The organism is Arthrobacter sp. ZGTC131 (assembly GCF_002929275.1).
Taxonomy (GTDB): domain Bacteria; phylum Actinomycetota; class Actinomycetes; order Actinomycetales; family Micrococcaceae; genus Arthrobacter.
This window is the reverse complement of the sequence record NZ_PJIK01000001.1, coordinates 403871-427252: the sequence shown is the minus strand read 5'-3', so window position 1 is coordinate 427252 and position 23382 is coordinate 403871. Positions and strand designations below refer to the sequence as shown.

The 23382-nt window shown below is 64.2% G+C and carries 19 protein-coding genes; 15 read left to right on the top strand and 4 right to left on the bottom strand.

The genetic code is table 11. The features are described 5' to 3' along the window. Window positions 1–136: 136 nt before the first annotated feature. The 4 genes from ychF (at window position 137) to CXQ90_RS01900 (ending at window position 6173) form a co-directional block, all read left to right on the top strand. Window positions 137–1222, top strand: coding sequence for a redox-regulated ATPase YchF (gene ychF / locus CXQ90_RS01915; RefSeq protein ID WP_104136879.1), 1086 nt, complete (start codon window positions 137–139; stop codon window positions 1220–1222). Window positions 1223–1547: 325 nt separating this feature from the next. Continuing rightward, the gene (locus CXQ90_RS01910; RefSeq protein WP_104136545.1) at window positions 1548–3311 is read left to right on the top strand and encodes an ABC transporter family substrate-binding protein; all 1764 of its coding nucleotides are present in this window, start codon (window positions 1548–1550) and stop codon (window positions 3309–3311) included. Window positions 3312–3495: 184 nt separating this feature from the next. Continuing rightward, window positions 3496–5037, top strand: a complete 1542-nt coding sequence (locus CXQ90_RS01905; RefSeq protein ID WP_104136543.1) for an ABC transporter permease — start codon at window positions 3496–3498, stop codon at window positions 5035–5037. A 26-nt stretch (window positions 5038–5063) separates the two neighbouring features. Beyond that, window positions 5064–6173: an ABC transporter permease gene (locus CXQ90_RS01900; protein ID WP_104136878.1), complete on the top strand. Its 1110-nt coding sequence runs from the start codon at window positions 5064–5066 to the stop codon at window positions 6171–6173. 25 nt (window positions 6174–6198) lie between these two features. Here the strand turns inward: CXQ90_RS01900 and CXQ90_RS01895 are convergent, their stop codons facing one another. Then, entirely contained in the window at window positions 6199–6828 is a 630-nt protein-coding gene (locus tag CXQ90_RS01895; protein WP_104136542.1) for a PH domain-containing protein, read from the bottom strand. A 79-nt stretch (window positions 6829–6907) separates the two neighbouring features. Here CXQ90_RS01895 and CXQ90_RS01890 point away from each other — a divergent pair, with 79 nt between their 5' ends. From CXQ90_RS01890 to CXQ90_RS01870, 5 genes are all read left to right on the top strand, one after another. Next, window positions 6908–8740, top strand: a complete 1833-nt coding sequence (locus CXQ90_RS01890; protein WP_104136540.1) for an ABC transporter ATP-binding protein — start codon at window positions 6908–6910, stop codon at window positions 8738–8740. 230 nt (window positions 8741–8970) lie between these two features. Beyond that, window positions 8971–10656: an ABC transporter substrate-binding protein gene (locus tag CXQ90_RS01885; RefSeq protein WP_104136539.1), complete on the top strand. Its 1686-nt coding sequence runs from the start codon at window positions 8971–8973 to the stop codon at window positions 10654–10656. Between the two features lie 138 nt (window positions 10657–10794). Further along, complete coding sequence (locus CXQ90_RS01880) at window positions 10795–11724, top strand: ABC transporter permease (protein WP_104136537.1); 930 nt, start codon at window positions 10795–10797, stop codon at window positions 11722–11724. Next, entirely contained in the window at window positions 11714–12664 is a 951-nt protein-coding gene (locus tag CXQ90_RS01875; RefSeq protein ID WP_104136536.1) for an ABC transporter permease, read from the top strand. The genes CXQ90_RS01880 and CXQ90_RS01875 overlap by 11 nt, the downstream gene beginning before the upstream one ends. A gap of 11 nt (window positions 12665–12675) precedes the next feature. Then, a complete protein-coding gene (locus CXQ90_RS01870; protein WP_104136534.1) occupies window positions 12676–14400 on the top strand; it encodes an ABC transporter ATP-binding protein in 1725 nt (574 codons plus the stop codon). A 112-nt stretch (window positions 14401–14512) separates the two neighbouring features. Here CXQ90_RS01870 and CXQ90_RS01865 read toward each other — a convergent pair whose 3' ends face one another. Next, window positions 14513–15367: an SGNH/GDSL hydrolase family protein gene (locus tag CXQ90_RS01865; RefSeq protein WP_104136533.1), complete on the bottom strand. Its 855-nt coding sequence runs from the start codon at window positions 15365–15367 to the stop codon at window positions 14513–14515. 272 nt (window positions 15368–15639) lie between these two features. On the opposite strand from CXQ90_RS01865, the gene typA reads away from it, so the two are divergent. Together typA and CXQ90_RS01855 are read left to right on the top strand one after the other, a co-directional pair. Next, the gene (gene typA, locus CXQ90_RS01860) at window positions 15640–17568 is read left to right on the top strand and encodes a translational GTPase TypA (RefSeq protein WP_104136531.1); all 1929 of its coding nucleotides are present in this window, start codon (window positions 15640–15642) and stop codon (window positions 17566–17568) included. 32 nt (window positions 17569–17600) lie between these two features. Then, complete coding sequence (locus CXQ90_RS01855; RefSeq protein WP_258064315.1) at window positions 17601–18026, top strand: hypothetical protein; 426 nt, start codon at window positions 17601–17603, stop codon at window positions 18024–18026. Here the strand turns inward: CXQ90_RS01855 and CXQ90_RS01850 are convergent. Continuing rightward, window positions 18023–18529: a helix-turn-helix domain-containing protein gene (locus CXQ90_RS01850; RefSeq protein ID WP_104136528.1), complete on the bottom strand. Its 507-nt coding sequence runs from the start codon at window positions 18527–18529 to the stop codon at window positions 18023–18025. The genes CXQ90_RS01855 and CXQ90_RS01850 overlap by 4 nt on opposite strands. A gap of 24 nt (window positions 18530–18553) precedes the next feature. Between CXQ90_RS01850 and CXQ90_RS01845 the strand changes: the two genes are divergently transcribed. Next, window positions 18554–19873 (top strand): MFS transporter, encoded by a 1320-nt coding sequence (locus CXQ90_RS01845; RefSeq protein ID WP_258064314.1) that lies wholly within the window; start codon window positions 18554–18556, stop codon window positions 19871–19873. A 6-nt stretch (window positions 19874–19879) separates the two neighbouring features. Here CXQ90_RS01845 and CXQ90_RS01840 read toward each other — a convergent pair whose 3' ends face one another. Further along, window positions 19880–20125 carry a hypothetical protein gene (locus CXQ90_RS01840; protein ID WP_258064313.1) on the bottom strand — a complete coding sequence of 82 codons (246 nt, stop codon included), beginning with the start codon at window positions 20123–20125 and terminating at the stop codon, window positions 19880–19882. A 153-nt stretch (window positions 20126–20278) separates the two neighbouring features. On the opposite strand from CXQ90_RS01840, the gene fdxA reads away from it, so the two are divergent. From fdxA to CXQ90_RS01825, 3 genes are all read left to right on the top strand, one after another. Next, window positions 20279–20605, top strand: a complete 327-nt coding sequence (gene fdxA / locus CXQ90_RS01835) for a ferredoxin (RefSeq protein ID WP_056636113.1) — start codon at window positions 20279–20281, stop codon at window positions 20603–20605. Between the two features lie 13 nt (window positions 20606–20618). After that, window positions 20619–21767: a succinyldiaminopimelate transaminase gene (dapC, locus tag CXQ90_RS01830; protein ID WP_104136525.1), complete on the top strand. Its 1149-nt coding sequence runs from the start codon at window positions 20619–20621 to the stop codon at window positions 21765–21767. A 246-nt stretch (window positions 21768–22013) separates the two neighbouring features. Further along, window positions 22014–23297: a citrate synthase gene (locus CXQ90_RS01825; RefSeq protein WP_104136523.1), complete on the top strand. Its 1284-nt coding sequence runs from the start codon at window positions 22014–22016 to the stop codon at window positions 23295–23297. Window positions 23298–23382 lie beyond the last annotated feature (85 nt).

The window sequence follows — 23382 nt, the reverse complement described above, 5'->3', positions numbered from 1 at the left end:
TGCGACATTTTTGCCGAAGGCAACGGCAGCGCAACTACCGGCGGCCCGCAGCATGCAGTCCGGAGCCCGTCACCGGACGGGGCCACCCACGGGCGGCCGCATGGTTCCTGCCCGATTACCGGTAGAATCAATGTCCGTGGCTCTTACTATTGGCATCGTCGGCCTGCCCAACGTCGGCAAATCAACTCTTTTCAACGCACTGACCCGCAATCAGGTGCTGGCAGCGAACTACCCGTTCGCCACCATTGAACCGAATGTCGGCGTCGTGAACCTGCCGGATCCCCGCCTGGCGAAGCTGGCGGAAATCTTTGGTTCCCAGCGGCTGCTGCCGGCCCCGGTGTCCTTCGTGGACATCGCCGGCATCGTGAAAGGTGCGTCGGAGGGTGAAGGCCTGGGCAACAAGTTCCTCGCCAACATCCGCGAGGCCGAGGCCATCGCCCAGGTTGTCCGTGTGTTCGATGACCCCGATGTCATCCACGTCGACGGCAAGGTGGATCCCCGCTCGGATATGGAGACCATCAACACCGAGCTGATCCTGGCCGACCTGCAGACCATCGAAAACGCGATTCCCCGGATCGAAAAAGAAGTCAAGATCAAGAAGCGGGAAGCGGCCGAGCTGGCGGCCATCAAGGCGGCCCAGGCTGTCCTGGAACGCGGCGACACTATTTTCGCTTCCGTCAAGAGCGACAAACTGGAGATGGAGCACCTCAAGGAGCTCAGCCTCCTGACCGCCAAGCCCTTCATCTACGTCTTCAACGCTGACGAAGGGATCCTCGGCAGCCCGGAAAAGCAGGAGGAGCTGCGTGCCCTCGTGGCACCGGCAGACTGCATCTTCCTCGACGCCAAGCTGGAATCCGACCTCGTGGAGCTGGATGAGGAAGAAGCCCGCGAGATGCTGGAGATGAACGGGCAGGACGAATCCGGCCTGGACCAGCTCGCCCGCGTCGGCTTCCACACACTCGGGCTGCAGACCTACCTGACGGCAGGGCCCAAGGAAACGCGTGCGTGGACCATCCACCAGGGCGACACGGCGCCGCAGGCCGCGGGCGTCATCCACTCCGATTTTCAGCGCGGTTTCATCAAGGCCGAAGTCGTCTCGTTCGATGACCTCATTGCTGCCGGTTCCATGGCCGAGGCGAAGTCCCGCGGCAAGGTCCGCATCGAGGGCAAGGAATATGTGATGGCCGACGGCGACGTCGTCGAGTTCCGCTTCAATGTGTGAGTCCCAGCCACAAATTGAGTGATTGAGATTTGACATTCAAAAGCCCCGATCCTTTGGATCGGGGCTTTTGTTGTGATTGGCTTGCATGGCTGTCAACGTTGCACAGATCAAGGAATCCTTACGGCAAATGTTCCGTGGTTCCGGATAGGTTGCATCTCGGTAACAACCTTTACTGAGGGACAACTTTCGGACCGCAGGGGCTGGGTTGGGGTCTAGGCTACTTTTCATGTGAGACACGCCACATGCTCACTGGGGGGATTTGGCGGTCTGGCCGGCGCCTACAGCGGCGGTCTTTTCCACACTCAAAAAGAAACAAGGAGGCGGAATGCGCTTCGGTCGTATTTCCAAAGCAGTGGGCGTGGCAGCTGTTGCTGCTCTTGCTCTCAGCGCCTGCGCGGGCAACACCGGGACAACCCCGACGAGTGCCGCAGCCGGTAAGCAGGGTGGCAACGCCACCGTCGTTGAAGTCAACGCTTTCTCGTCGTTCAACCAAGGATCTGCCGACGGAAACAGCGACATCAACGGCAACATCAGCTACATCACCCGTTCGGGCTTCTACTACGTGGATGACAAACTCAACATTGTCCACAACGATAAGTTCGGCAAGTACGAAAAGGTCTCAGATGATCCGCTGACGGTCAAGTACACCGTCAACGAGGGCGTGAAGTGGTCCGACGGCGAAGCAATCGACGCCGGCGACCTCCTCCTTTCCTGGGCGGCCAACTCCGCTTACTACGACGACGCAGATGCCGACGCAAAAACGGGCACCACGTATTTCACCACCGCCGCGGACACCAGCGGGCTGAACCTGACCGAGTTCCCTGAAGTCGGCGACGACGGCCGGTCAATCACCCTCAAATACTCCAAGCCCTTCGCTGACTGGGAAATCGCCTTCGACATGGACATGCCGGCACACGTCGTGGCCAAGAAGGGCGGCCTGGCCGACGAGAAGGCACTGATCGACCTCCTCAAGAAGACTCCGCGCGGCGATTCCAAGGCACCGAAGGTCAACGCCGAACTCAAGAAGGTCGCAGACTTCTGGAACTCCGGCTTCGACTCCAAGACGCTGCCGAGCGATCCCTCCCTGTACCTCTCGAGCGGTCCCTACATCGTCAAGAGCATCGAGCAGGATGCGTCCATGACCCTGGTCAAGAACAAGGACTACACCTGGGGTCCTGAGGCCCACCTGGATGAAATCACCATCCGCTACATCGGTTCGGCACCGGCGGCAGTCCAGGCGCTCAAGAACGGCGAGGCGGACATCATCGCCCCGCAGCCCTCGGCCGACACCCTGGAACAGCTGAAGGCACTGGAGAGCCAGGGCGTAACCACGGAGAGCTACGGCGAACTCGCTTACGACCACCTGGACCTGAACTTCTCCGGCCCGTTCAAGGACAAGAAAGTCCGTGAAGCGTTCATGAAGACGGTCCCGCGCCAGGACATCGTGGACAAGATCGTCAAGAAGCTCGATCCGAACGCCAAGCCGCTGGATTCCGAGCTCTTCCTGCCCTCGCAGGCCAAGTACGCCGACGCCGTCAAGAACAACGGTTCCGCGAACTACGCTTCCGTTGATATCGCCGGCGCCAAGGAACTCCTTGCAGGAGCCACTCCGGAAATCAAGATCATGTACAACAAGGACAACCCCAACCGGGTTGACGCCTTCTCGCTGATCCGCGAATCGGCCACCAAGGCCGGCTTCAAGATTGTCGACGGCGGCCTGGGGGCGTCCGACTGGAGCGGCACTTTGGGTGACGGCAGCTACGATGCCACCATCTTCGGCTGGATCAACTCAGGTGTGGGCGTCTCAGGCGTTCCGCAGATCTTCAAGAGCACCGGCGGCAGCAACTTCAACGGATTCAAGAGCGCCGAAGCGGACAAGCTCATGGACGAGTTGATCACCACCACGGACAAGGGCAAGCAGGATGAACTGACCGCCCAGATCGACAAGCTCATCTGGGACGAAGCCTACGGCGTTCCCCTGTTCCAGACGGTCGGCGTTGCCGCTGTCAGCGACCGCGTAACCGGTGTGAAGTCCAGCCCGGGCCAGCGCGGAGTCTGGTGGAATGTTTGGGACTGGCAGGTCAAGTAAGCCTCCGGGCCCAGGCCTGACGGGCTAGTTCAGGCGCCGGGACTACCAGCACCACGGTCCCGGCGCTTTCTAGCGCCAAGGCGACCGCCCCGCATTGGACGATTAACGGGTCCGTGCGCGGCGGAGAACCACGACGGCGAGCTGACCGGGCGGATCCCCGGTCACCAGATCAGAGGTACTCACCATGTTGACCTATATCGTCCGGCGGCTCGTCACCGCCGCCCTCATCCTCCTGGGCGCATCATTCCTCGTGTATCTCCTGACAGCGGCGTCAGGGGATCCACTGGCTGAACTCCGTGCCAGCAATGCTCCCAACCGGGAGCAACTGATGGAGGCCCGCTCAAACCTGCTGGACCTTGATACGCCCGCGCCCATCCGGTATTTCAAATGGCTCGCCGGCGCCTCGCAATGCCTGATCCCGTTCGCCGGAACTTGCGACCTCGGCCGGAACACGGCGAACCAGCCCATTACCGATGCCCTGGGCCACGCCCTCGTCCAGACGCTGACACTCGTGACGGCCGCCACAGTCCTCGCCATCCTCGTGGGCATCACGCTGGGAATCATCACGGCGCTTCGCCAGTACAGCACCCTGGACTACGGCGTCACCTTCATGGCCTTCCTGTTCTTCTCGCTGCCGATCTTCTGGGTGGCCGTGCTCCTCAAGGAATTCGGCGCCATCGGTTTTAACAATTTTCTTCGGAACCCTGAAATTCCGCTGCCGGCGGCAATAGGGATTGGCGGAGTGTTGGGAATTGTCGCCGCCATCGTCGCCGGCGGCGACACCAGGCGGCGGGTATTGACCGGAGGCATCGTTTTTGCGGTGGTCACTGCCCTCCTTATCTATTTCTCGGTCACGCTCTGGTTCAAGACGCCGGGCCTAGGGCCCGTGGTCATCGCCATCGCCGGTGTCGGGCTCGCCTACGCCGTCACTCTTCTCACCGCTGGCCTGAAGAACCGCAAGGCGCTGCAGTCAGCACTTATCGCCGTGGGCGTGGGCGTTGTTGCGTACTTCGCCATCCAGCCGCTGCTCAATCAGGCAACGTTCCTGATGATCGTCCTCCTCGCGATCGCAACCGTTCTCGTCGGCGTGGCCATCGGTTACTTCGTGGGGGGCTACGACCGTGGCCAGTCCATGCGGGCGGCCGCACTAACTTCCTTCCTTGTGGGATTCCTGATCCTCCTGGACCGCTTCATGCAGGCCTGGCCCACGTATTTCGACAACAGCAGGGTCCGCGGGCGGCCCATCGCAACCATCGGCGCCACCACCCCTAACATCGAAGGCGATTTCTGGGTCCTGAGCCTGGACTCGTTCACCCACCTCATCCTGCCCACCTCGGCGCTGATCCTCATTTCACTGGCCGGATACACACGCTTCACGCGCGCCTCGATGCTGGAAATCATGAACATGGACTACATCCGGACCGCGAGGGCCAAGGGGCTGTCCGAACGGACTGTCGTCATGAGGCACGCATTCCGCAACGCCCTCATTCCGATAGCCACGATCGTCGCCTTCGACATCGGGGCCCTCATCGGCGGTGCCGTCATCACGGAACGGGTTTTCTCCGTCCGCGGCATGGGGTTCCTGTTTTTCGACGGCATCGAACATGTCGACCCCAATCCCGTCATGGGCGTGTTCGTTTGCGTGGCCATCACGGCCATGGCATTCAACCTGATCGCGGACCTTGCCTACTCCGCACTTGATCCACGAGTAAGGGTGAAAGCATGAGCCAGCCGAGTCAGCAGGATGAAATCATGGCCGAGCAGGCGAGCCTCAAGCATCCGCCCGCCGCGGGAATCGAGCCAATCATCGAAGCCAAGGGCCTCAGCCAGGGACAAATTGTCCGTAAAAGGTTCCTGGGCCACGCGGGTGCCATCGTAGGACTCATTGTTTTCGCACTGATCCTCGTCGCGGCATTTTCTTCGGTGGGGTACGCCGGTATTCCAGGCTGGTGGAAATACGACCACGAGGAAGTGTCGCCACTGGTGAACGACGGCGTACCCACGGCGTCGCTTTTTCCGCTGGCCTGGGGGGAACACCCGTTCGGCCAGGACCGGATCGGACGTGACCTGTTCGCAATGACCATGCGGGGCGCGCAGCAATCGATCACCATCATGGTGGTCATCGGGCTCATCGCAGGGCTCATCGGCGTCATCGTGGGAGCCCTGTCCGGCTACTTCCGGGGCTGGGTGGAGGCGATCCTGATGCGGCTGACGGATGTCATCATCATCATTCCCGCCCTGCTCCTTGCCGCGGTGATGGGGCAGATTGCGGGCAACAGGGATGACGGAAACTGGTTGTCGGCGTTCACCAGCAATAACGCTGTCCTGGCGTTGGGGATCTTCCTCGGCCTAGTCAGCTGGGTGGGCCTGGCCCGGCTCATGCGGGGGGAATTCCTGAGCCTGCGCGAACGTGAGTTCGTGGACGCCGCCAGGATCTCCGGGGCGAGCAACGCAAGGATTATCTTCAAGCACATCCTGCCCAACGCCGTCGGCGTCCTGATCGTCAACGTCACACTGACGATGTCAGCCGCGATCCTGACCGAGACGGCCCTGAGCTACCTGGGCGTTGGAGTTAAATCCCCGGACACCTCCCTTGGCCTGCTGATCTCGCAAAACCAGGAAGCATTCTCCACCCGACCCTGGCTGTTCTGGTACCCGGGCGTCTTCATCGTGCTCATCTGCTTGAGCATCAACTTCATCGGAGACGGGCTGCGGGACGCTTTTGATCCGCGCCAGAAGAAGTTCAACGCCAAGAAGGCCAAGGACACGGGTGCCCCGATGGCGCCCGAAAAGACCCCTGTGGCGGCCATGGACGGAACCGCGGCAGACGGATCGGCAGCCGGCGGAACCAGGGGAGCCTGAGATGCCTTCCGAGCGTCGCCGGCCGCTACGCCAGGGCCACACCCCAAAAGCTGAGTGCGACCAGCAGCAGGGTGACCGCCAGTTCCGCCCAGCGGTACCTCACGGCCACGGCGGTGGTCTCGGCGTTTCCGGCGTCGAGCGCCCCGGATTCAACCAGCTCCTGCCAGCGGACGCGCACCAGTTGCGCGGCCTGGCCGGAGTCGGTGCTCTTCAGGTCGCCGGGGCGCACGGAATTTCCCGGACCGTACGTGCTGCCTGCCAGGCCCTGGAGATCTTCGGGGCGGGCGTTGCGGCCGCCCCAGATGCCGGGCGCCGGCGCCGCCCACGCCCCGTAGCTTTTGCCCGGCGTGACCAGGGTCAGCGCATAGCGCGTGTCCACGTGCACCAGGGCCTCCCACGGCACCACTATGGACCGGAAGGGATTTTCGAGGCTGACTCCCGCATCGTGGACCACCACCGCGGGGCGCCAGAACAACAGCCATCCCAGGTAGGCGATGAGCAGCAGGGGCCCCGCGCCGATCAGGGCCCCGGCCCCTCCCGTCAATGCAATGCCGGCGATGCCCACGCCGGCGACGAGCCAGGACAGCCCGGCGAACCACCTATTGGTGCGGGCTTTGAATACTTCAGCGTTTTCGGCATGCGGCGCAGTGCTCATGCCCCCAATAATTCAGGAATCCCGGCCGCAGCACTAATCTCAGCTGCTCCGCCGGCACGGGTGGAAGGAAAACCCCAACATGTCTGACTACATCAGCCCAGACCCCGCCGGTGCCGATTCCGGTCCGGGTGAAAAGGGCGCGGTGGTGCTTGAAGTGCGCGACCTGAGCGTCGACTTCGGCGTGGATAAGAAGTGGGTTCCGGCCGCCGTCGGACTTAACTACCAAGTCCGCGCGGGAGAGGTGCTGGCCATCGTGGGGGAGTCCGGGTCAGGCAAGAGTGCCAGCTCCATGGCCCTGCTGGGCCTCCTGCCCAGCAACAGCCGGGTTTCCGGCAGCGTCAGGCTCTCCGGCAAGGAACTGTTGGGAGCGGACGCCGCCAACATCCGCAGCGTCCGCGGCAAGGACGTCGCCGTCATCTTCCAGGAGCCCATGACCGCGCTGAACCCGGTCTACACCGTGGGGGCGCAGATCGTGGAAACAGTGCGCCTGCACAACGAAGTGTCGCCCGACGAAGCCCGCGAACGCGCACTGCGCATGCTGGACCTGGTCGAGCTCCCGGACCCGGAGAAGGCCTTCAGGTCCTACCCCCACCAGCTTTCCGGCGGCCAGCGCCAGCGCGCGATGATCGCCCAGTCGCTGTCCTGCGACCCCAAACTGCTGATCGCCGACGAACCCACCACAGCTCTGGACGTCACCGTGCAGGCGGAAATCCTTGACCTCATGAGGAACCTGCGCAACAAGCTCGACAGCGCCATCGTCCTCATCACCCACGACATGGGCGTCGTGGCCGACCTCGCCGACCGGATCGCCGTCATGCGCCGGGGCCTGATCGTGGAAACCGGCACGGCCGACCAGATCTTCCACAATCCGCAGCATCCCTACACCCAGGCCCTCCTCGCCGCGGTGCCGCACCTTGGCCAGGGCGGGACCGACGCCGAAACGGAGGTGGACGTGACGGCCGCCCTAGCCGCCGCCACCCACGCCGAGCTCGAGTCGGTGGACCACGACGAACTGCTCCGCCGCGAACGCGAGAACGCAGCGGCCCTTGCCGCCGCAGAGGCTGCGCGGCCCGCAGGCGAGCCGGTCCTCGAACTGACGGACGTGGCCATCGAGTACCCGAAACAGGGCCGCGTGCCCGCCTTCCGGGCCGTTGAGGGCGCGAACCTGACCATCTACCCCGGGCAGGTGGTGGGGCTCGTGGGGGAGTCCGGATCGGGCAAGACCACCATCGGCCGTGCGGCCGTGGGACTGCTGCCGGTCGCGGCCGGCTCGATGCGCGTCGTGGGGCAGGACATTTCCGCGGCCAAGAAGAACGGGAAACAGCTCCATCAGGTCAGGCGGCACATCGGAATGGTCTTCCAGGACCCCTCCTCGTCCCTGAATCCGCGCCTGCCCATCGGCGAGAGCATCGGCGAGCCGATGTACCTGGCCGGGGTGGCGAAGGGTCCTGACCTGCAGAAACGGATTGAAGCCCTGCTGGACCAGGTGGAGCTGCCGCGTGATTACCGGAACAGGTACCCGCATGAGCTGTCCGGCGGGCAGAAACAGCGCGTGGGTATTGCCCGCGCCCTCTCACTCAAGCCCAAGCTGATGGTGGCCGATGAGCCCACATCGGCGCTGGACGTGTCCGTGCAGGCCAAGGTCCTTGAGCTGTTCCAGAACCTCCAGCAGGAGCTCGGTTTCGCCTGCCTCTTCGTCACGCATGACCTCGCCGTCGTGGATGTTCTGGCGGACCGCATCTGCGTCATGCAGCGCGGCCGCATCGTGGAGCAGGGGACGCGGGACCAGATCCTGCGGAACCCGCAGGAGCCCTACACCCAGCGCCTGCTGGCCGCCGTTCCGCTGCCGGATCCCGAAAAGCAGCGCGAACGGCGTGAACTCCGTGCGCAGCTGCTGGCAGTCGGAGAGTAATCTGCGCCACATTTCCTGGCGTATAGTACCAGTCGGTAACTTGTGAGTTGAAGTCTGCCACGGCAGCCAATCCAACCCGGTCACGGTTTGGCAACGGAGTACCACTATTTGGACTACTTGCGGGTAGGCTTCCTGCATATGTAGCCCACGTCACAGTGACACGCCTGTGCCTGGACTGCGGGGATGCAAAAGATATCCCTGAATCTCTCCCACAACTCATAGGAGGCGGAATGCGTTTTTCGCGCACTTCCAAAGCACTGGGCATGGTGGCAATCGCCGCTCTTGCCCTGACCGGATGCGGAGCCGGAGGTGGTACCACTCAAGGTGCCAGCAACGGCGCCGGGGACCCGAGCAAGGTCATTACGGCCTACAGCAACGAGCCACAAAACTCGCTCCTGCCGGCCAACACCAACGAGGTCTACGGCGGACGCGTCGTCGAACTGCTGTTTGAAGGACTGCGGGCCTACGACCCCAACGGCAAGCCCATAGACGCGCTCGCTGAGTCCATCGAATCCACTGATGGCCAGAACTACACCATCAAAGTGAAGAGCGGCACCAAGTTCAGCAACGGCGAAGAAGTCACTGCCAAGAGCTTCGTGGATGCCTGGAACTTCGCGGCCCTGAGCACCAACCTGCAGAACAACGGAACCTTCTTCGAGTCGATCGAGGGCTACGCGGACGTCAGCGCCGTGAAGACCGAGAAGGGCGCCGACGGCAAGGACAAGGATGTTCCTGCTCCGACCGCCCAGACCATGTCCGGCCTGGTCCTGAAGGATGACACCACCATCCAGGTCAAGCTCACCCAGCCCGAGGCCGACTGGCCGCTCCGGCTCGGCTACTCGGCGTTCTACCCGCTGCCCTCGGCTGCTATCAAGGACCCGAAGACCTTCGGCGAGAACCCGGTGGGCAACGGCCCGTACAAGCTGGCCAAGGAAGGCGCCTGGGTCCATGACCAGTCCATCTCCCTGGTCAAGAACGCGGACTACAGCGGTCCCCGTGCCGCCAAGAACGGCGGCGTGACCTTCAAGTTCTACACCGATCCGGGCCCCGCATACACGGATATCCAGGCCAACAACCTGGACGTGACCGACGTTTTGCCCACCAATGCGCTGAAGACGTACGAGACCGACTTCCCGGAAAACCACCTGAACAAGGCCTACGCCGGCAACGCCACCCTGAACATCCCGGGCTACAACCCGAACTTCCAGGGCGAGGCAGGCAAGCTGCGCCGCCAGGCACTCTCCATGGCCATCAACCGTGAAGAAATCACCAAAGTGATCTTCAACGGCACGCGCATCCCGGCGAAGGACTTCACCGCCCCCGTCATCGACGGCTACAACGAGAATGTCGCCGGTTCCGAGGTCCTGAAGTTTGACGCCGCCAAGGCGAAGGAACTGTGGGCCAAGGCTGATGGCATCAAGCCGTACGACGCCTCCAAGGCCCTTCAGCTCGCCTACAACACCGACGGCGGCAACAAGGAATGGATCGACGCCGTAGCGAACAACTTCAAGAACAACCTCGGCATCCAGGCCGAAGGCCAGCCTTTCGCGAAGTTTGCTGAAATCCTGAACCTGCGTAAGGCCAAGACCCTCCCCGGCCTGACCCGCGCAGGATGGCAGGCGGACTACCCGTCGCTGTTCAACTTCCTCGGCCCGCTTCTGAAGACCGGCGCCAGCTCGAACTACGAGGACTACTCGAACCCTGCGTTCGACAAGCTCCTCACGGAGGGCCTTGGGGCGAAGTCGACGGACGAGGCGAACAAGAAGTTCACCCAGGCCCAGGAGGTCCTCTTCCAGGACCTGCCCAACCTGCCGCTCTGGTACCAGGCCCGCCAGGCCGTGTGGAGCCAGAATGTCAGCAACGTGGACAGCGGCTGGAACGGCGTGATCCAGTACTACAACATCACCGCCAAGTAGTCCCCTGGAAACACTCCAGATCAGTTAGCTCATGGGGGTCCGGCAGAACACCGCCGGGCCCCCATAGCCATGAATCCGGCATGAAAGCTGTCCCATGATCCCCCACATTATTTCCGCAAGCTCCGGGGAGGACGTGCTGTGATCCAGTACATCCTCCGCCGGTTGCTGCAGGTTATTCCCGTTTTCCTCGGGACCACCCTGCTTGTCTACTACATGGTCTTCGCCCTCCCGGGAGACCCCATCGCAGCCCTGTTCGGCGACAGGCAGCCCAACCCTGCCGTGATCGCCGCCTTGCGTCAGCAGTACAACCTGGATGAACCGTTCTGGGTCCAGTACGGACTCTTCCTGAAGAACCTGTTCACCTTCAACCTCGGCAACGATTTCACCGGCCAACCCATCGCCGCCACCCTCGGCCGGGTCTTCCCCGTGACGGCAATGCTCGCCATCGAGGCCCTGGTCATCCAGGGCGTGTTCGGCGTGGCCGCAGGCCTCTTCGCCGGCCTGCGCAAGGGCAAGCTCTTTGACTCCACGGTCCTGATTACGTCGCTCGTGGTCATCGCCATTCCCACGTTCGTCCTTGGCTTTGTCCTGCAGCTCGTGGTCGGCGTTCAGCTGGGGTGGGCCAAACCCACCGTCGGCGCGAACGTCACCTGGGGAACACTGCTCCTGCCGGCGTTCGTCCTGGGACTGGTGTCCTTCGCCTACGTACTCCGGCTCACACGGGCATCCGTGATCGAGAACATGAACGCCGACTACGTCCGGACGGCCACCGCCAAGGGCCTCTCACGCCCACGGGTCGTCTTCGCGCACATTCTCCGCAACTCCATGATTCCCGTGGCCACGTACCTCGGCGCCAACCTCGGCGGACTGATGGGCGGCGCGATTGTCACCGAGGGGATCTTCAACGTTCCCGGCGTGGGACAAAAGCTCTACCAGGCGATCCTGCGCAGCGAAGGCCCCACCATCGTCGCGATCGTCAGCGTGTTTGTGCTGATTTTCGTGGTTGCCAACCTCCTGGTGGACCTGCTCTACGCCTGGCTCGACCCAAGGATCCGCTATGACAAATAACTTCAAAGCAGAGCACTACGTCGCACCCATCGACGAGACGCCGCTGCTCGCCACGGACTCCCTGAAGTCCGACCAGGCTCCGTTGAGCCTCTGGGCCGACGCCTGGCACAAGCTGCGGCGCCGTCCGCTGTTCATCATCTCGTCGCTGATGATCCTCCTCCTGGTGGCCATCGCCGTCTTCCCCGGGCTCTTCACCCAGGTGGCACCCAACGACAACTGCGACCTGCAGTTCTCCGACGGTGCGCCGCAACCGGGCCACCCGTTCGGATACACCTTCCAGGGCTGCGACGTCTACTCCCGCGTCATCCACGGCACCCAGGCCTCCCTTGCGGTCGGCGTGCTCTCGGTGATCTTCGTGGTGATCATCGGCGTGACGCTCGGTGCGCTGGCCGGCTTCTTCGGCGGCTGGCTTGACGCCTTCATTGCCCGGCTCGGGGATATCTTCTTCGCGCTGCCGCTCGTCCTCGGCGCGCTGGTCATCACCCAGTTGCCGTTCTTCAAGGACAACAAGAGCGTGTGGACGGTTGTCATGGTGATTGTGTTGCTCGCCTGGCCGCAGATGGCCCGCATCACCCGCGGGGCGGTCATCGAAGTCAGGAACGCGGACTTCGTGACGGCCGCGCGGTCCCTGGGCGTGTCACGCATGGGCTCGCTGGTCAGGCACGTCCTGCCGAACGCGCTGGCGCCCATCATTGTGCTCGCCACCATGGAACTGGGCGTCTTCATCGTCACGGAAGCCACACTGTCCTTCCTGGGCATCGGGCTGCCGGGAAGCGTCATGTCCTGGGGCAATGACATCGCGGCGGCCCAGTCCTCCCTGCGAACCAACCCTGCCGTGCTGCTCTACCCGGCAACGGCCCTGTCCATCACCGTCTTGAGCTTCATCATGCTGGGCGATGCCCTCCGGGATGCCCTTGACCCGAAGAGCCGTCAACGATGAAGGAGGCGCACATGACAACGCCCGACGTCAGAATCAGCGAAGCCGGCGGCCCGGCTACCCGGCCGCTGCTCGAGATCAAGGACCTGGCCATTTCCTTCGCCACCGGCGGCGGGGAAGTGCAGGCGGTCCGTAACGCGCACCTGACCATCATGCCTGGCGAAACCGTCGCGATCGTCGGCGAATCGGGGTCCGGAAAGTCGACGACGGCGCTCGCCGCCATCGGCTTGCTGCCGGGCAACGGACGGGTGTCCGCGGGTCAGATCCTGCTGGACGGCGAGGACATCTCGCATGCCACGGAGAAGCGCATGATCGAGCTGCGGGGCAACACGATCGGCATGGTCCCGCAGGACCCGATGTCGAACCTCAACCCGGTCTGGAAAATCGGCTACCAGGTGCGGGAAACGCTCCGCGCGAACGGCCGCCCCTCCGGCCCGGATGATGTGGCGGAAGTCCTGGCGGAAGCCGGACTTCCGGATGCGCACCGGCGTGCGAAGCAGTATCCGCACGAGTTCTCCGGCGGTATGCGGCAGCGCGCCCTCATTGCGATCGGCCTGTCCTGCCAGCCGCGGCTGCTGATCGCCGACGAACCGACGTCGGCCCTGGACGTGACCGTACAGCGGCAGATCCTGGACCACCTCGAGGCGATGACCTCCGAGCTGGGTACGTCGGTCCTGCTCATCACCCACGATCTGGGCCTCGCGGCCGAACGTGCAGACAAGGTGGTGGTGATGTACCGCGGGAACGTCGTCGAAGCGGGGCCGTCGCTGGATCTCCTGCGCAATCCCCGGCACCCGTACACCCAGCGACTGGTGGCCTCGGCGCCGTCGCTGGCCTCGCGCCGCATTCAGGTGGCCAAGGAAATGGGCGTCGAGTCGGACGAGCTGCTGGCCCCGACCGATGCGGCAGTCCAAGAGCCGGAGAAGGCCGAAGAGGTACTGCGGATTGAAAACCTGAGCAAGGTATTCAAGCTGCGGTCCGGCATCGGGCGGTCCACGGACTTTACCGCCGTGGACAACGTCTCCTTCAGCGTCAAGCGCGGAACCACGACGGCGATCGTGGGGGAGTCGGGTTCCGGCAAGTCCACGGTGGCGCAGATGGTGCTGAACCTGCTGACGCCCACCTCGGGAAAGATCGTGTTCGACGGCGTGGACACCTCCACGCTTAACAACAAGGAGATCTTCGCCTTCCGCCGCCGTGTGCAGCCGATCTTCCAGGACCCCTACGGATCCTTGGACCCGATGTACAACATCTTCCGGACCATCGAGGAGCCCCTCCGCACCCACAAAGTGGGAAACAGGGCCAGCCGGGAGAAGAAGGTCCGGGAACTGCTGGACCAGGTGGCGCTGCCGCAGTCCACGATGCAGCGGTACCCCAACGAGCTCTCCGGCGGCCAGCGCCAGCGTGTGGCCATCGCCCGCGCGCTTGCTTTGGATCCGGAGGTGATCATCTGCGACGAGGCAGTTTCCGCACTGGACGTGCTGGTCCAGGCGCAGGTGCTGAACCTGCTCGCGGATCTTCAGTCGAAGCTCGGCCTCACCTACCTGTTCATTACCCACGACCTCGCGGTGGTCCGGCAGATCGCCGACCACGTGTGCGTCATGGAGAAGGGCAGGCTGGTGGAAACCGGCTCCACCGATGACGTCTTCGATTCGCCGCAGCAGGACTACACCAAAGCCCTGCTCAACGCGATTCCCGGTGCCCAGCTGATGCTGCCGCCGGAGGTTGCGAGGGCGTAGCCTGCCAGACTGACGGGGAAACAACAAGAGCCGGCGCGCACCGAAAGGTGGGCGCCGGCTCTCTTGCTGTCAGGCCATTGCTGTCCGGCTTCTTGCCGTCCGGTCTTGCGTCCTAGCCGAGCCCAAGGCCCAGCGCCCCGAGCCTGTCACCCAGCAGCGTCCCCAGGGCGCGGTGACCGGTGTCGTTCATGTGGACGGCGTCGGCGAGCTCGGCCTCGAGGCCGTACCGCGTCAGCCAGTCGCCGACGCTGACGAACGGAATGCCATGGTCCGCAGCTACCGTCCCCAGCAGGGCGTCCACCTCGGTGCGCCGGCCGCCGCCGTGGTGGGCACCCTTGGCCAGCGTGCCCACCATGGCCAGCTTCGCACCCGGATACCGCTGCTTGATGGTCTTGATGAGGCGTTCCGCGTTCGCGACGATCTGTTGGTCGCTGGCCCCCTGCTTGGCGTCATTTCCGCCGCCCTCGATCACCACCAGCGGAGGAAAACCGTACGGCAGGTGCCAGTCACCCCGCTGAAGGGCATCGATGTAATTGCCCGTCGTTCCGTTGGAAGCAACGTAGCCGGTGCCTCCCATGCCGCAGAAGAACACCTTGTAGCCGTTGGCGGCGAGGGCCCGGCGCGGCCAGCTGTGAACGGGTTCGGACTGCGAATCACCGATCAGCAGGGCCGTCCGGCCGATGTCGTCCACGATCACCTCATCGCGTCCATTGGCGGGATTCCGGTAAAGGGCACCGGCGGGAAGGCTGGCGGGGTCGGCGGCGGCGTCCAGGTCACCCTGGACCGTCGTGCCGGCAGCCACGGCCTCGCCCGGTCCGGCGACCGGAGCTGCGGCAGCGGGGAGTGGTGCCGGGCCGCCCGCCGCCGTACCGGAAACGGGCTCCGAGGAAATTCCGCAGCCGGCCAACAACACCGTGGCGGCAATCATGGGGCCAATCAGGACGGCCCGCATCGAGGCTTGTAACATCCTGGTACTCCTGGCCTGTTCGTAAGTGGTCCAGCAATAGTGGTGCATCACTTCGGGAAAAGCCAGTGATTTTGCTCACGTGTCGCCCCTGCCGATTCACGATTTGGTAACGGGGCGGGGAACGGCGCACTAGCCGTTTTTAGGCCAATAAAAGGCAGAGCGTCTAGACTTGCAGTAGGAGCCCTGTGTTAAAGGGTCTGATCCGTCGTGCGTTCCGGTTGGAAATGTCGCGATACAACAGCTGACTTCACCACTGAATCGAGCAATAACGCATGTCTGAAACCACCACCAACACTGCGGTAGCCACTGCATCGCGCAGTGACCTGCGCAACGTCGCGATTGTGGCCCACGTTGACCACGGCAAGACCACCCTGGTCGACGCCATGCTCAAGCAGACCAACTCATTTGCCGCTCACAACCACCTCGAAGACCGGGTCATGGACTCCGGCGACCTTGAGCGTGAAAAGGGCATCACCATCCTCGCCAAGAACACCACGGTTGCCTACAACGGCCCGTCGTCCAACGGCGAAACCATCACCATCAACGTCATTGACACCCCCGGCCACGCCGACTTCGGCGGCGAGGTGGAGCGCGGCCTGTCCATGGTAGACGGTGTGGTGCTCCTGGTTGACGCTTCCGAGGGCCCGCTGCCGCAGACCCGCTTCGTGCTCCGCAAGGCCCTCGCCGCGCACCTCCCGGTGATCTTGCTGGTGAACAAGACGGACCGTCCCGACGCCCGCATCGAGGAAGTCGTCCACGAATCCATGGACCTGCTCCTGGGCCTGGCCTCCGACCTCGCGGACGAAGTTCCGGACCTGGATCTGGACAAGATCCTCAACGTCCCCGTGGTTTACGCCGCCGCCAAGGTCGGCCGCGCGTCCCTCGAGCAGCCGGCCGACGGTTCGGCCCCCGAGAACGAGGACCTCGAGCCGCTCTTCCAGGCCATCATCGAGCACATCCCGGCTCCCACGTACAACCCGGACGGTGTCCTGCAGGCGCACGTCACCAACCTGGACGCCTCCCCGTTCCTCGGCCGCCTCGCGCTGCTGCGCATCTACAACGGCACGCTGCGCAAGGGCCAGACCGTGGCCTGGGCCCGTGCGAACGGTGAGCTCAAAAACGTCAAGATCACCGAACTGCTCGCAACCAAGGCGCTGGACCGCGTTCCCACCGAGTCCGCCGGGCCGGGTGAAATTGTTGCAGTCGCCGGCATCGAGGAGATCACCATCGGTGAGACCCTGACCGACGCCGATAACCCCCAGCCGCTGCCGCTGATCACCGTGGACGATCCCGCGATCTCCATGACCATCGGTATCAACACCTCCCCGCTTGCCGGCAAGGTCAAGGGCGCCAAGGTCACCGCCCGCCAGGTGAAGGACCGCCTGGACAAGGAACTGATCGGTAACGTCTCCATCAAGGTGCTCCCCACCGAGCGCCCGGATGCCTGGGAAGTCCAGGGCCGCGGTGAGCTCGCGCTGGCCATCCTCGTCGAGCAGATGCGCCGCGAAGGCTTCGAACTGACCGTCGGCAAGCCGCAGGTGGTCACCCGGACCGTCGACGGCAAGATCCACGAGCCGATGGAGCACATGACCATCGACGTGCCGGAAGAATACCTCGGCGCGGTCACGCAGCTCATGGCTGCCCGCAAGGGCCGCATGACCAACATGGCGAACCACGGCACCGGCTGGTGCCGGATGGAGTTCATCGTCCCCGCCCGTGGCCTCATCGGTTTCCGCACCAAGTTCCTCACGGACACCCGCGGTGCGGGCATCGCGTCCTCCATCTCCGAGGGCTACGAGCCCTGGGCCGGCCCGATCGAGTACCGCACCAACGGTTCGATGATCGCCGACCGCGCCGGTGTTGTGACGCCGTTCGCCATGATCAACCTGCAGGAACGCGGCTCCTTCTTCGTGAAGCCCACCTCCGAGGTCTACGAGGGCATGATCGTCGGCGAGAACTCCCGCGCTGACGACATGGACGTGAACATCACCAAGGAAAAGAAGCTCACCAACATGCGTGCTGCTTCCTCCGACACCTTCGAGAACCTGACGCCGCCGCGCGACCTGACCCTCGAAGAGTCCCTCGAATTCGCCCGCGAAGACGAGTGCGTTGAGGTTACCCCGGATTCGATCCGCATCCGCAAGGTCATCCTCGACACCAACGAGCGTGCCAAGGCCAACCGCGCCCGCGCGAAGGTCTAACCGGCGCTTCCGCTCCGGGGGACGGAACCATCGTGAATAGAAGAGCTGCCGGTATGGCAGGCGGCATTGCCGCCGCCGTGCCGGCAGCTCTTTTTGCTGCGTCGGCCGGCACGGCGCTGCACCGTCAGCGGCTGGTGATGGCCGACCTCGAACTCCCGCTCGGGGCGGTCGCCGCGCTGCTGCTGCTGGCCTCGCTCCAGCTGCTGCTCGGGGCGGCCTTCAGGTCCGTGATCCCGACGGCGGTCTGCGGCGTCCTCTGCTACGTCCTGGCCGGCTGGTGGTCATCGATGGCACCCGGAAAGCGCCTGATCGCCGGTGACCTCGCCGGAAACGTCTGGGTCTTCGGAATCGCCGGCGTCACCGTGCTCATGCTGGTGTGGTCCAGGCGGTACCGCCGCCGGGCGCGCAGGAAGACTGTAACTGCCGGTGCCGCCCCGCCGGCCGGCGGGCGGTCCTAGTCCGCCGTCGGATCCCGGTGGTGGGCAATCATGAGTGAGCTGGCCTCGCCGTCGTCGTCCGCGGGGAGCGCAATGTATTCGTCGAGGACCGCCCGGAGCTTGGCCAGCATTTCCTCACGCCGTGCGGCGTTGAACTTCACGCCGAGCCGCCACACTTCAATGTCCTCAGGCGGAAGATCCCGGATTTCCTGCAGGAACGTCTCGATCAGGATGGGTGCAACATTGTCCACCGGAGTGCTCCAGGACTTGCGGCTGGCAATGTAGGGCACTTCCGTGGCCCCGCGCCGGCCCTTCCGGCGTTCCTCTGCGAGCAGGAACCCGGTCCGCACCAGCGTGCGGACGTGGTGCAGGCTGGAAGCGGGATTGAGGTCCAGGAGTTCGGCGATTTCCTTGTTGGTCCTGGACTGGTGCAGGCACAGCCGGAGAATCCTGAGCCGCAAGGGAGAACTGAGCGCCCGGCCTTTAGCCACCAGGTCTGCGTCGTCGCTCTCCAGCGGGATCATAGACGCAAGTGTAGCCAGCAATAAGTGATTGACATACATCAATCACTGCCGGAAACTGGTGCCGTGATCGCCGACTCCACCGCAGCAGAGACAACCGCCAGATCACTGTGGCGCGACCGCAACTTCCTCACCTTCTGGACTGGGCAGTCCATGAGCCAGCTCGGCGCCCAGCTGGGACAATTGGCCTTTCCGGTGCTGGCGGTTTCAGTGCTTCAGGCGTCCGAATTCGAGGTGGGCGTCCTGAATGCCGCAGGCCTCGCGGCGTTCCTGATCATTGGACTGCCCGCCGGCGCGTGGGTGGACCGGTGGCTTAAACGGCGAACCATGATCATCGCCGATCTTGCCCGGATGGCGGCCATGGCCGCTGTGCCGCTGCTGTGGTGGGGCGGACTCCTGGAAATCTGGCACCTGTACGTCATTTCCGCGCTCGTGGGAACGGCCACACTGTTCTTTGATGTGGCGTACCAGAGCTACGTGCCGCTCCTTGTAGGGTCCGGGCATGTCACCGAGGCCAATTCCAAACTCGAATCCACCGCGCAGGTAGCCAGGATCGGCGGTCCCGCAGCGGGCGGGGCGCTCCTCACGGTTGTCTCGGCCCCGCTGTTGTTTGTGGGGGAGGCCGCCGGTTACCTCCTCTCGGCCCTCTTCCTCGCCCGGACCCGCGACAGCGAGGAGCGCCCGGCCGCGGCGGACAGGCGGCCGCTCGGCACGGAGATCAAGGAGGGTCTCGTGTTCGTGGTGAGGCACCCTTTGATCCGCCGCATCGCGGCCTGCACCGCAGGCATGAATTTCTGCGGGACACTGGTCTTCACGCTCACGCCTGTGCTTGTCCTGAGGGATCTCGGACTCGGGCCCCAGGGGGTGGGGCTGTTCATGGCGGCCGGCGCAGCCGGTGGCCTCCTTGGCGCCGTGGCCGCGACGCGGCTGGCAGCCCGGATCGGCGAAGGCACCGTGATACCGCTGTGCGCCGTGGCCAGCTCGGTGTTCCTGGTGCTCGTTCCGGTTGCCGCCGTCGTGGACCAGCCCGCTGTCTCTCTGGTGCTCCTGCTAATTTCCGACTTCGGCTTCGGCTTCGGAGTGCTCGTCTACAACATCATGCAGCTGACCATGCGCCAGCGGGTGTGTCCGCCCCGGCTGCTGGGCAGGATGAACGCTTCTATCCGCTTCGCCGTCTGGGGGGTCATGCCTCTGGCGGCGGTGGCGTCCGGGATCCTTGGCGAGCACATCGGACTTGTTCCCGCCATCTCGATCGGCGCGGCGTGCGGCCTCCTGGCGGCCCTTCCGGTGCTGTTCTCGCCGCTGCGGGGGATGCGGAAGCTTCCGGACCAGGTGCTCGGGGCCTGATGGCCGTCAGGCTTCGGTGCGCGGCCGCCGGCGCGGCGGTGCCGGCGGCACCTGTTTGGCGGCCACCACCAGCTCCAGGGCAATGACGACGTCGGCACTCCGGGTCCGCACGGTGCACTCGCCTGCGCCGCACTCCAGGAGGTCTCCCAGCGCATCCGTGAATCCGCCGTCGATCCGGTAACGGACCACCACGCGGGTCCCGGGCGTGGCGGAGGCCAGGAATTCCCGGGGCGAAGGCGTTGTCAGGCTCACGCGTTCATCGTATGACGCTTCCGCGAGTGTGACGCGCCGCTTCGTTCGCGGTGCGGGCCTAGGAGATAATAGGCTCGGAAGTCGATAGTCCGGCATGCAGGCCGGAAGCAGCAACCGGCCAGCGGCCGGAACCAACGTGGAGAGGCAAGGGACGTGACGTACGTAATCGCGCAGCCGTGTGTAGATGTCAAGGACAAGGCATGCATTGAGGAGTGCCCCGTCGATTGCATCTACGAAGGCGAGCGTTCCCTCTATATCCATCCCGATGAATGCGTCGACTGCGGTGCGTGCGAACCGGTCTGCCCGGTGGAGGCCATCTACTACGAGGACGACACCCCCGAAGAGTGGGCCGACTACTACAAAGCCAACGTGGAATTCTTTGACGAGCTCGGTTCCCCGGGCGGTGCCGCTAAGGTGGGCAACACCCACACGGACCACCCGATGATTGCAGCGCTGCCGCCGCAGAACCAGGACCACTGAGGCAGGCGCATCAGTGACAACAGCTGTGCGTAGCTTCGGCCTGAGCCTTCCCGATTACCCGTGGGAGGCCATGGCGCCGTACCTCGCCAGAGCCGCCGAGCACCCGGGCGGGGCCGTCAACCTGTCCATCGGAACGCCCGTGGATCCCACCCCCGCGGTCATCCGGGAGGCGCTGCAGGCCGCGGCGGACGCTCCCGGCTACCCCACGGTCCACGGCACTCCTGCGCTGCGGGAGGCAATCGCCGGGTGGTTTGCACGCCGCCGCGGCGTGGAGGGGCTCGACCCCCGAAACGTCATGCCCACCGTCGGATCCAAGGAGCTGGTGGCATGGCTGCCGTTCCTGCTCGGCCTGAAGCCGGGCGACGTGGTGGTCCGTCCGACGGTTGCGTACCCCACCTACGACATCGGAGCTACTTTTTCCGGCGCCACCGCGGTGGCAGCGGACGACCTCGATGAACTGGACTCCGCCACCCGCGCAAAGGTCCGGCTGGTCTGGGTCAACTCCCCGGGCAACCCCACCGGCAGCGTGCGGGACGCGGCTTCGCTGCGGAAGATCGTGGACCAGGCCCGTGAAGTCGGTGCGCTCGTGGCCTCGGACGAGTGTTATGCCGAACTCGGGTGGGGCGAATGGGACCTCCAGCGCGGGGGAGAGGCTGTTCCGAGCGTCCTTGATCCCCGTGTGGCCGGAGGCTCCCATGAAGGCCTCCTCGCGGTGTATTCGTTGAGCAAGCAGTCCAACGTTGCCGGCTATCGGGCTGCCTTCGTAGCGGGGGATTCAGCCATCATGGCCAACCTGGTGAACAGCCGCAAGCACGCGGGAATGATTGTTCCCTACCCGGTCCAGGAAGCCATGCGGGTGGCCCTGGGCGACGACGCGCACGTGCAGGCACAGAAGGACCTGTACCGGGGGCGCCGAGAGCGGATCCTGCCGGCGCTTGAACGTTTCGGCCTGGAGGTCCACGAGTCCTCGGCCGGCCTCTACCTGTGGTGCACCGCTGGCGAAGCCACCTGGGACACGGTCGCGCGCCTCGCGGAACGGGGGATCGTGGTGGGACCGGGAGTGTTCTACGGCGAGGCCGGCAACGGTTACGTGCGCGTGGCGCTCACCGGATCCGATGAGCGGATCGACGCTGCGGTGGCCCGGCTGGCCGGTGCGGCGTAACCGCCGCCCGTAACAATGGTGTGACACGCACCACAAGTGGGGCGTTTTCAGGGCATTTCGGCACGAGCGGATTAGTGCCACCTTGCCTAGGGGCGGTACTTTTTAACTGACTATCAATGGTGGCTTTCTACAAGAAGGTAGCCCGGCCGTTGGAATGCCTGTCCATGCAGGCTCCTTGGGGCGGCTTCACCAGAAGTTGGATCAAGCTTTCTACAGAGAGGCCCCGACGCCTCATGAGGAGACTCCATGACTGAGACCACCAGCGCAACCCTGCGCCATGCGGGCGGCGAACTCGAACTCCCGCGCATCAAGGTTGTAGAAGGAAACGAAGGCTATGACGTTTCCAAACTGCTGAAGCAGACAGGCGCCGTCGCCTTTGACCCCGGCTTCATGAACACCGCGGCCACCACTTCGGCCATCACCTATATCGACGGCGACGCCGGGGTCCTGCGGTACCGCGGCTACCCGATCGAGCAGTTGGCCCAGCACTCCAGCTTCCTGGAAGTTTCCTACCTGCTCATCTATGGCAACCTGCCTACGCCCACCGAGCTGGATGCCTTCGATCAGCGGATCCGCCACCACACCCTGCTGCACGAAGAGCTCAAGGGCTTCTTCAGCGGCTTCCCGCGTGACGCCCACCCGATGCCCGTGCTGTCTTCGGCCGTGTCCGCGCTGTCCACGTTCTACCAGGATTCGCTGGATCCCTTCAACGCCGAGCAGGTGGAGGTCTCCACCATCCGCCTGATGGCCAAGATGCCGGTCATCGCCGCCTACGCGCACAAGAAGTCCATCGGCCAGCCGATGCTCTACCCGGACAACTCCCACAACCTCGTGGAAAACTTCCTGCGGCTGAGCTTCGGCCTGCCCGCTGAGCAGTACGAGATGGACCCGGTGGTTGCCAAGGCTCTGGATCTGCTGCTGATCCTGCACGCCGACCACGAGCAGAACTGTTCCACCTCGACGGTCCGGCTGGTCGGCTCGTCCAACGCCAACCTCTTCGCCTCCGTCTCTGCAGGCATCAACGCGCTCTTCGGCCCGGCCCACGGCGGCGCCAACGAGGCCGTCCTGAAGATGCTGCGACAGATCCAGGCCGACGGCATCAAGCCTGAGGACTACATGGAGAAGGTCAAGAACAAGGAAGACGGCGTCCGCCTCATGGGCTTCGGGCACCGGGTCTACAAGAACTACGATCCGCGCGCCAAGATCATCAAGGCGACCGCCCACGAGGTCCTCAGCAAGCTCGGCGGCAACGACGAACTGCTGGACATCGCGATGCGTCTCGAAGAGAAGGCCCTGGGTGACGACTACTTCATCCAGCGCAAGCTCTACCCGAACGTGGACTTCTACACCGGCCTGATCTACAAGGCCATGGGCTTCCCGGAGAAGATGTTCACCGTGCTCTTCGCGATCGGCCGCCTGCCGGGCTGGATCGCGCAGTGGCGTGAAATGATCAGCGATCCCAACACCAAGATCGGCCGCCCAAGGCAGCTCTACACAGGAGAGCCCGAGCGGCACTACCCGGCCCGCTAGCTCCCCACCGGCTCCCAAACCTCGCAGGCCGCGCACCCTCGAAAGGGGGTGCGCGGCCTGCATCGTTGTTGGTGGTTTCGCCCAG

Bases quoted from the DNA above. Each gene is read 5' to 3' on its own strand.
- CXQ90_RS01875 (WP_104136536.1), top strand. From the start codon at position 11,714: ATGACAAATAACTTCAAAGCAGAGCACTACGTCGCACCCATCGACGAG.
- CXQ90_RS01870 (WP_104136534.1), top strand. From the start codon at position 12,676: ATGACAACGCCCGACGTCAGAATCAGCGAAGCCGGCGGCCCGGCTACC.
- CXQ90_RS01885 (WP_104136539.1), top strand. From the start codon at position 8,971: ATGCGTTTTTCGCGCACTTCCAAAGCACTGGGCATGGTGGCAATCGCC.
- CXQ90_RS01850 (WP_104136528.1), bottom strand. From the start codon at position 18,529: ATGATCCCGCTGGAGAGCGACGACGCAGACCTGGTGGCTAAAGGCCGG.
- CXQ90_RS01890 (WP_104136540.1), top strand. From the start codon at position 6,908: ATGTCTGACTACATCAGCCCAGACCCCGCCGGTGCCGATTCCGGTCCG.
- CXQ90_RS01895 (WP_104136542.1), bottom strand. From the start codon at position 6,828: ATGAGCACTGCGCCGCATGCCGAAAACGCTGAAGTATTCAAAGCCCGC.
- CXQ90_RS01905 (WP_104136543.1), top strand. From the start codon at position 3,496: ATGTTGACCTATATCGTCCGGCGGCTCGTCACCGCCGCCCTCATCCTC.
- CXQ90_RS01900 (WP_104136878.1), top strand. From the start codon at position 5,064: ATGGCCGAGCAGGCGAGCCTCAAGCATCCGCCCGCCGCGGGAATCGAG.
- CXQ90_RS01825 (WP_104136523.1), top strand. From the start codon at position 22,014: ATGACTGAGACCACCAGCGCAACCCTGCGCCATGCGGGCGGCGAACTC.
- CXQ90_RS01910 (WP_104136545.1), top strand. From the start codon at position 1,548: ATGCGCTTCGGTCGTATTTCCAAAGCAGTGGGCGTGGCAGCTGTTGCT.
- CXQ90_RS01865 (WP_104136533.1), bottom strand. From the start codon at position 15,367: ATGTTACAAGCCTCGATGCGGGCCGTCCTGATTGGCCCCATGATTGCC.
- typA (WP_104136531.1), top strand. From the start codon at position 15,640: ATGTCTGAAACCACCACCAACACTGCGGTAGCCACTGCATCGCGCAGT.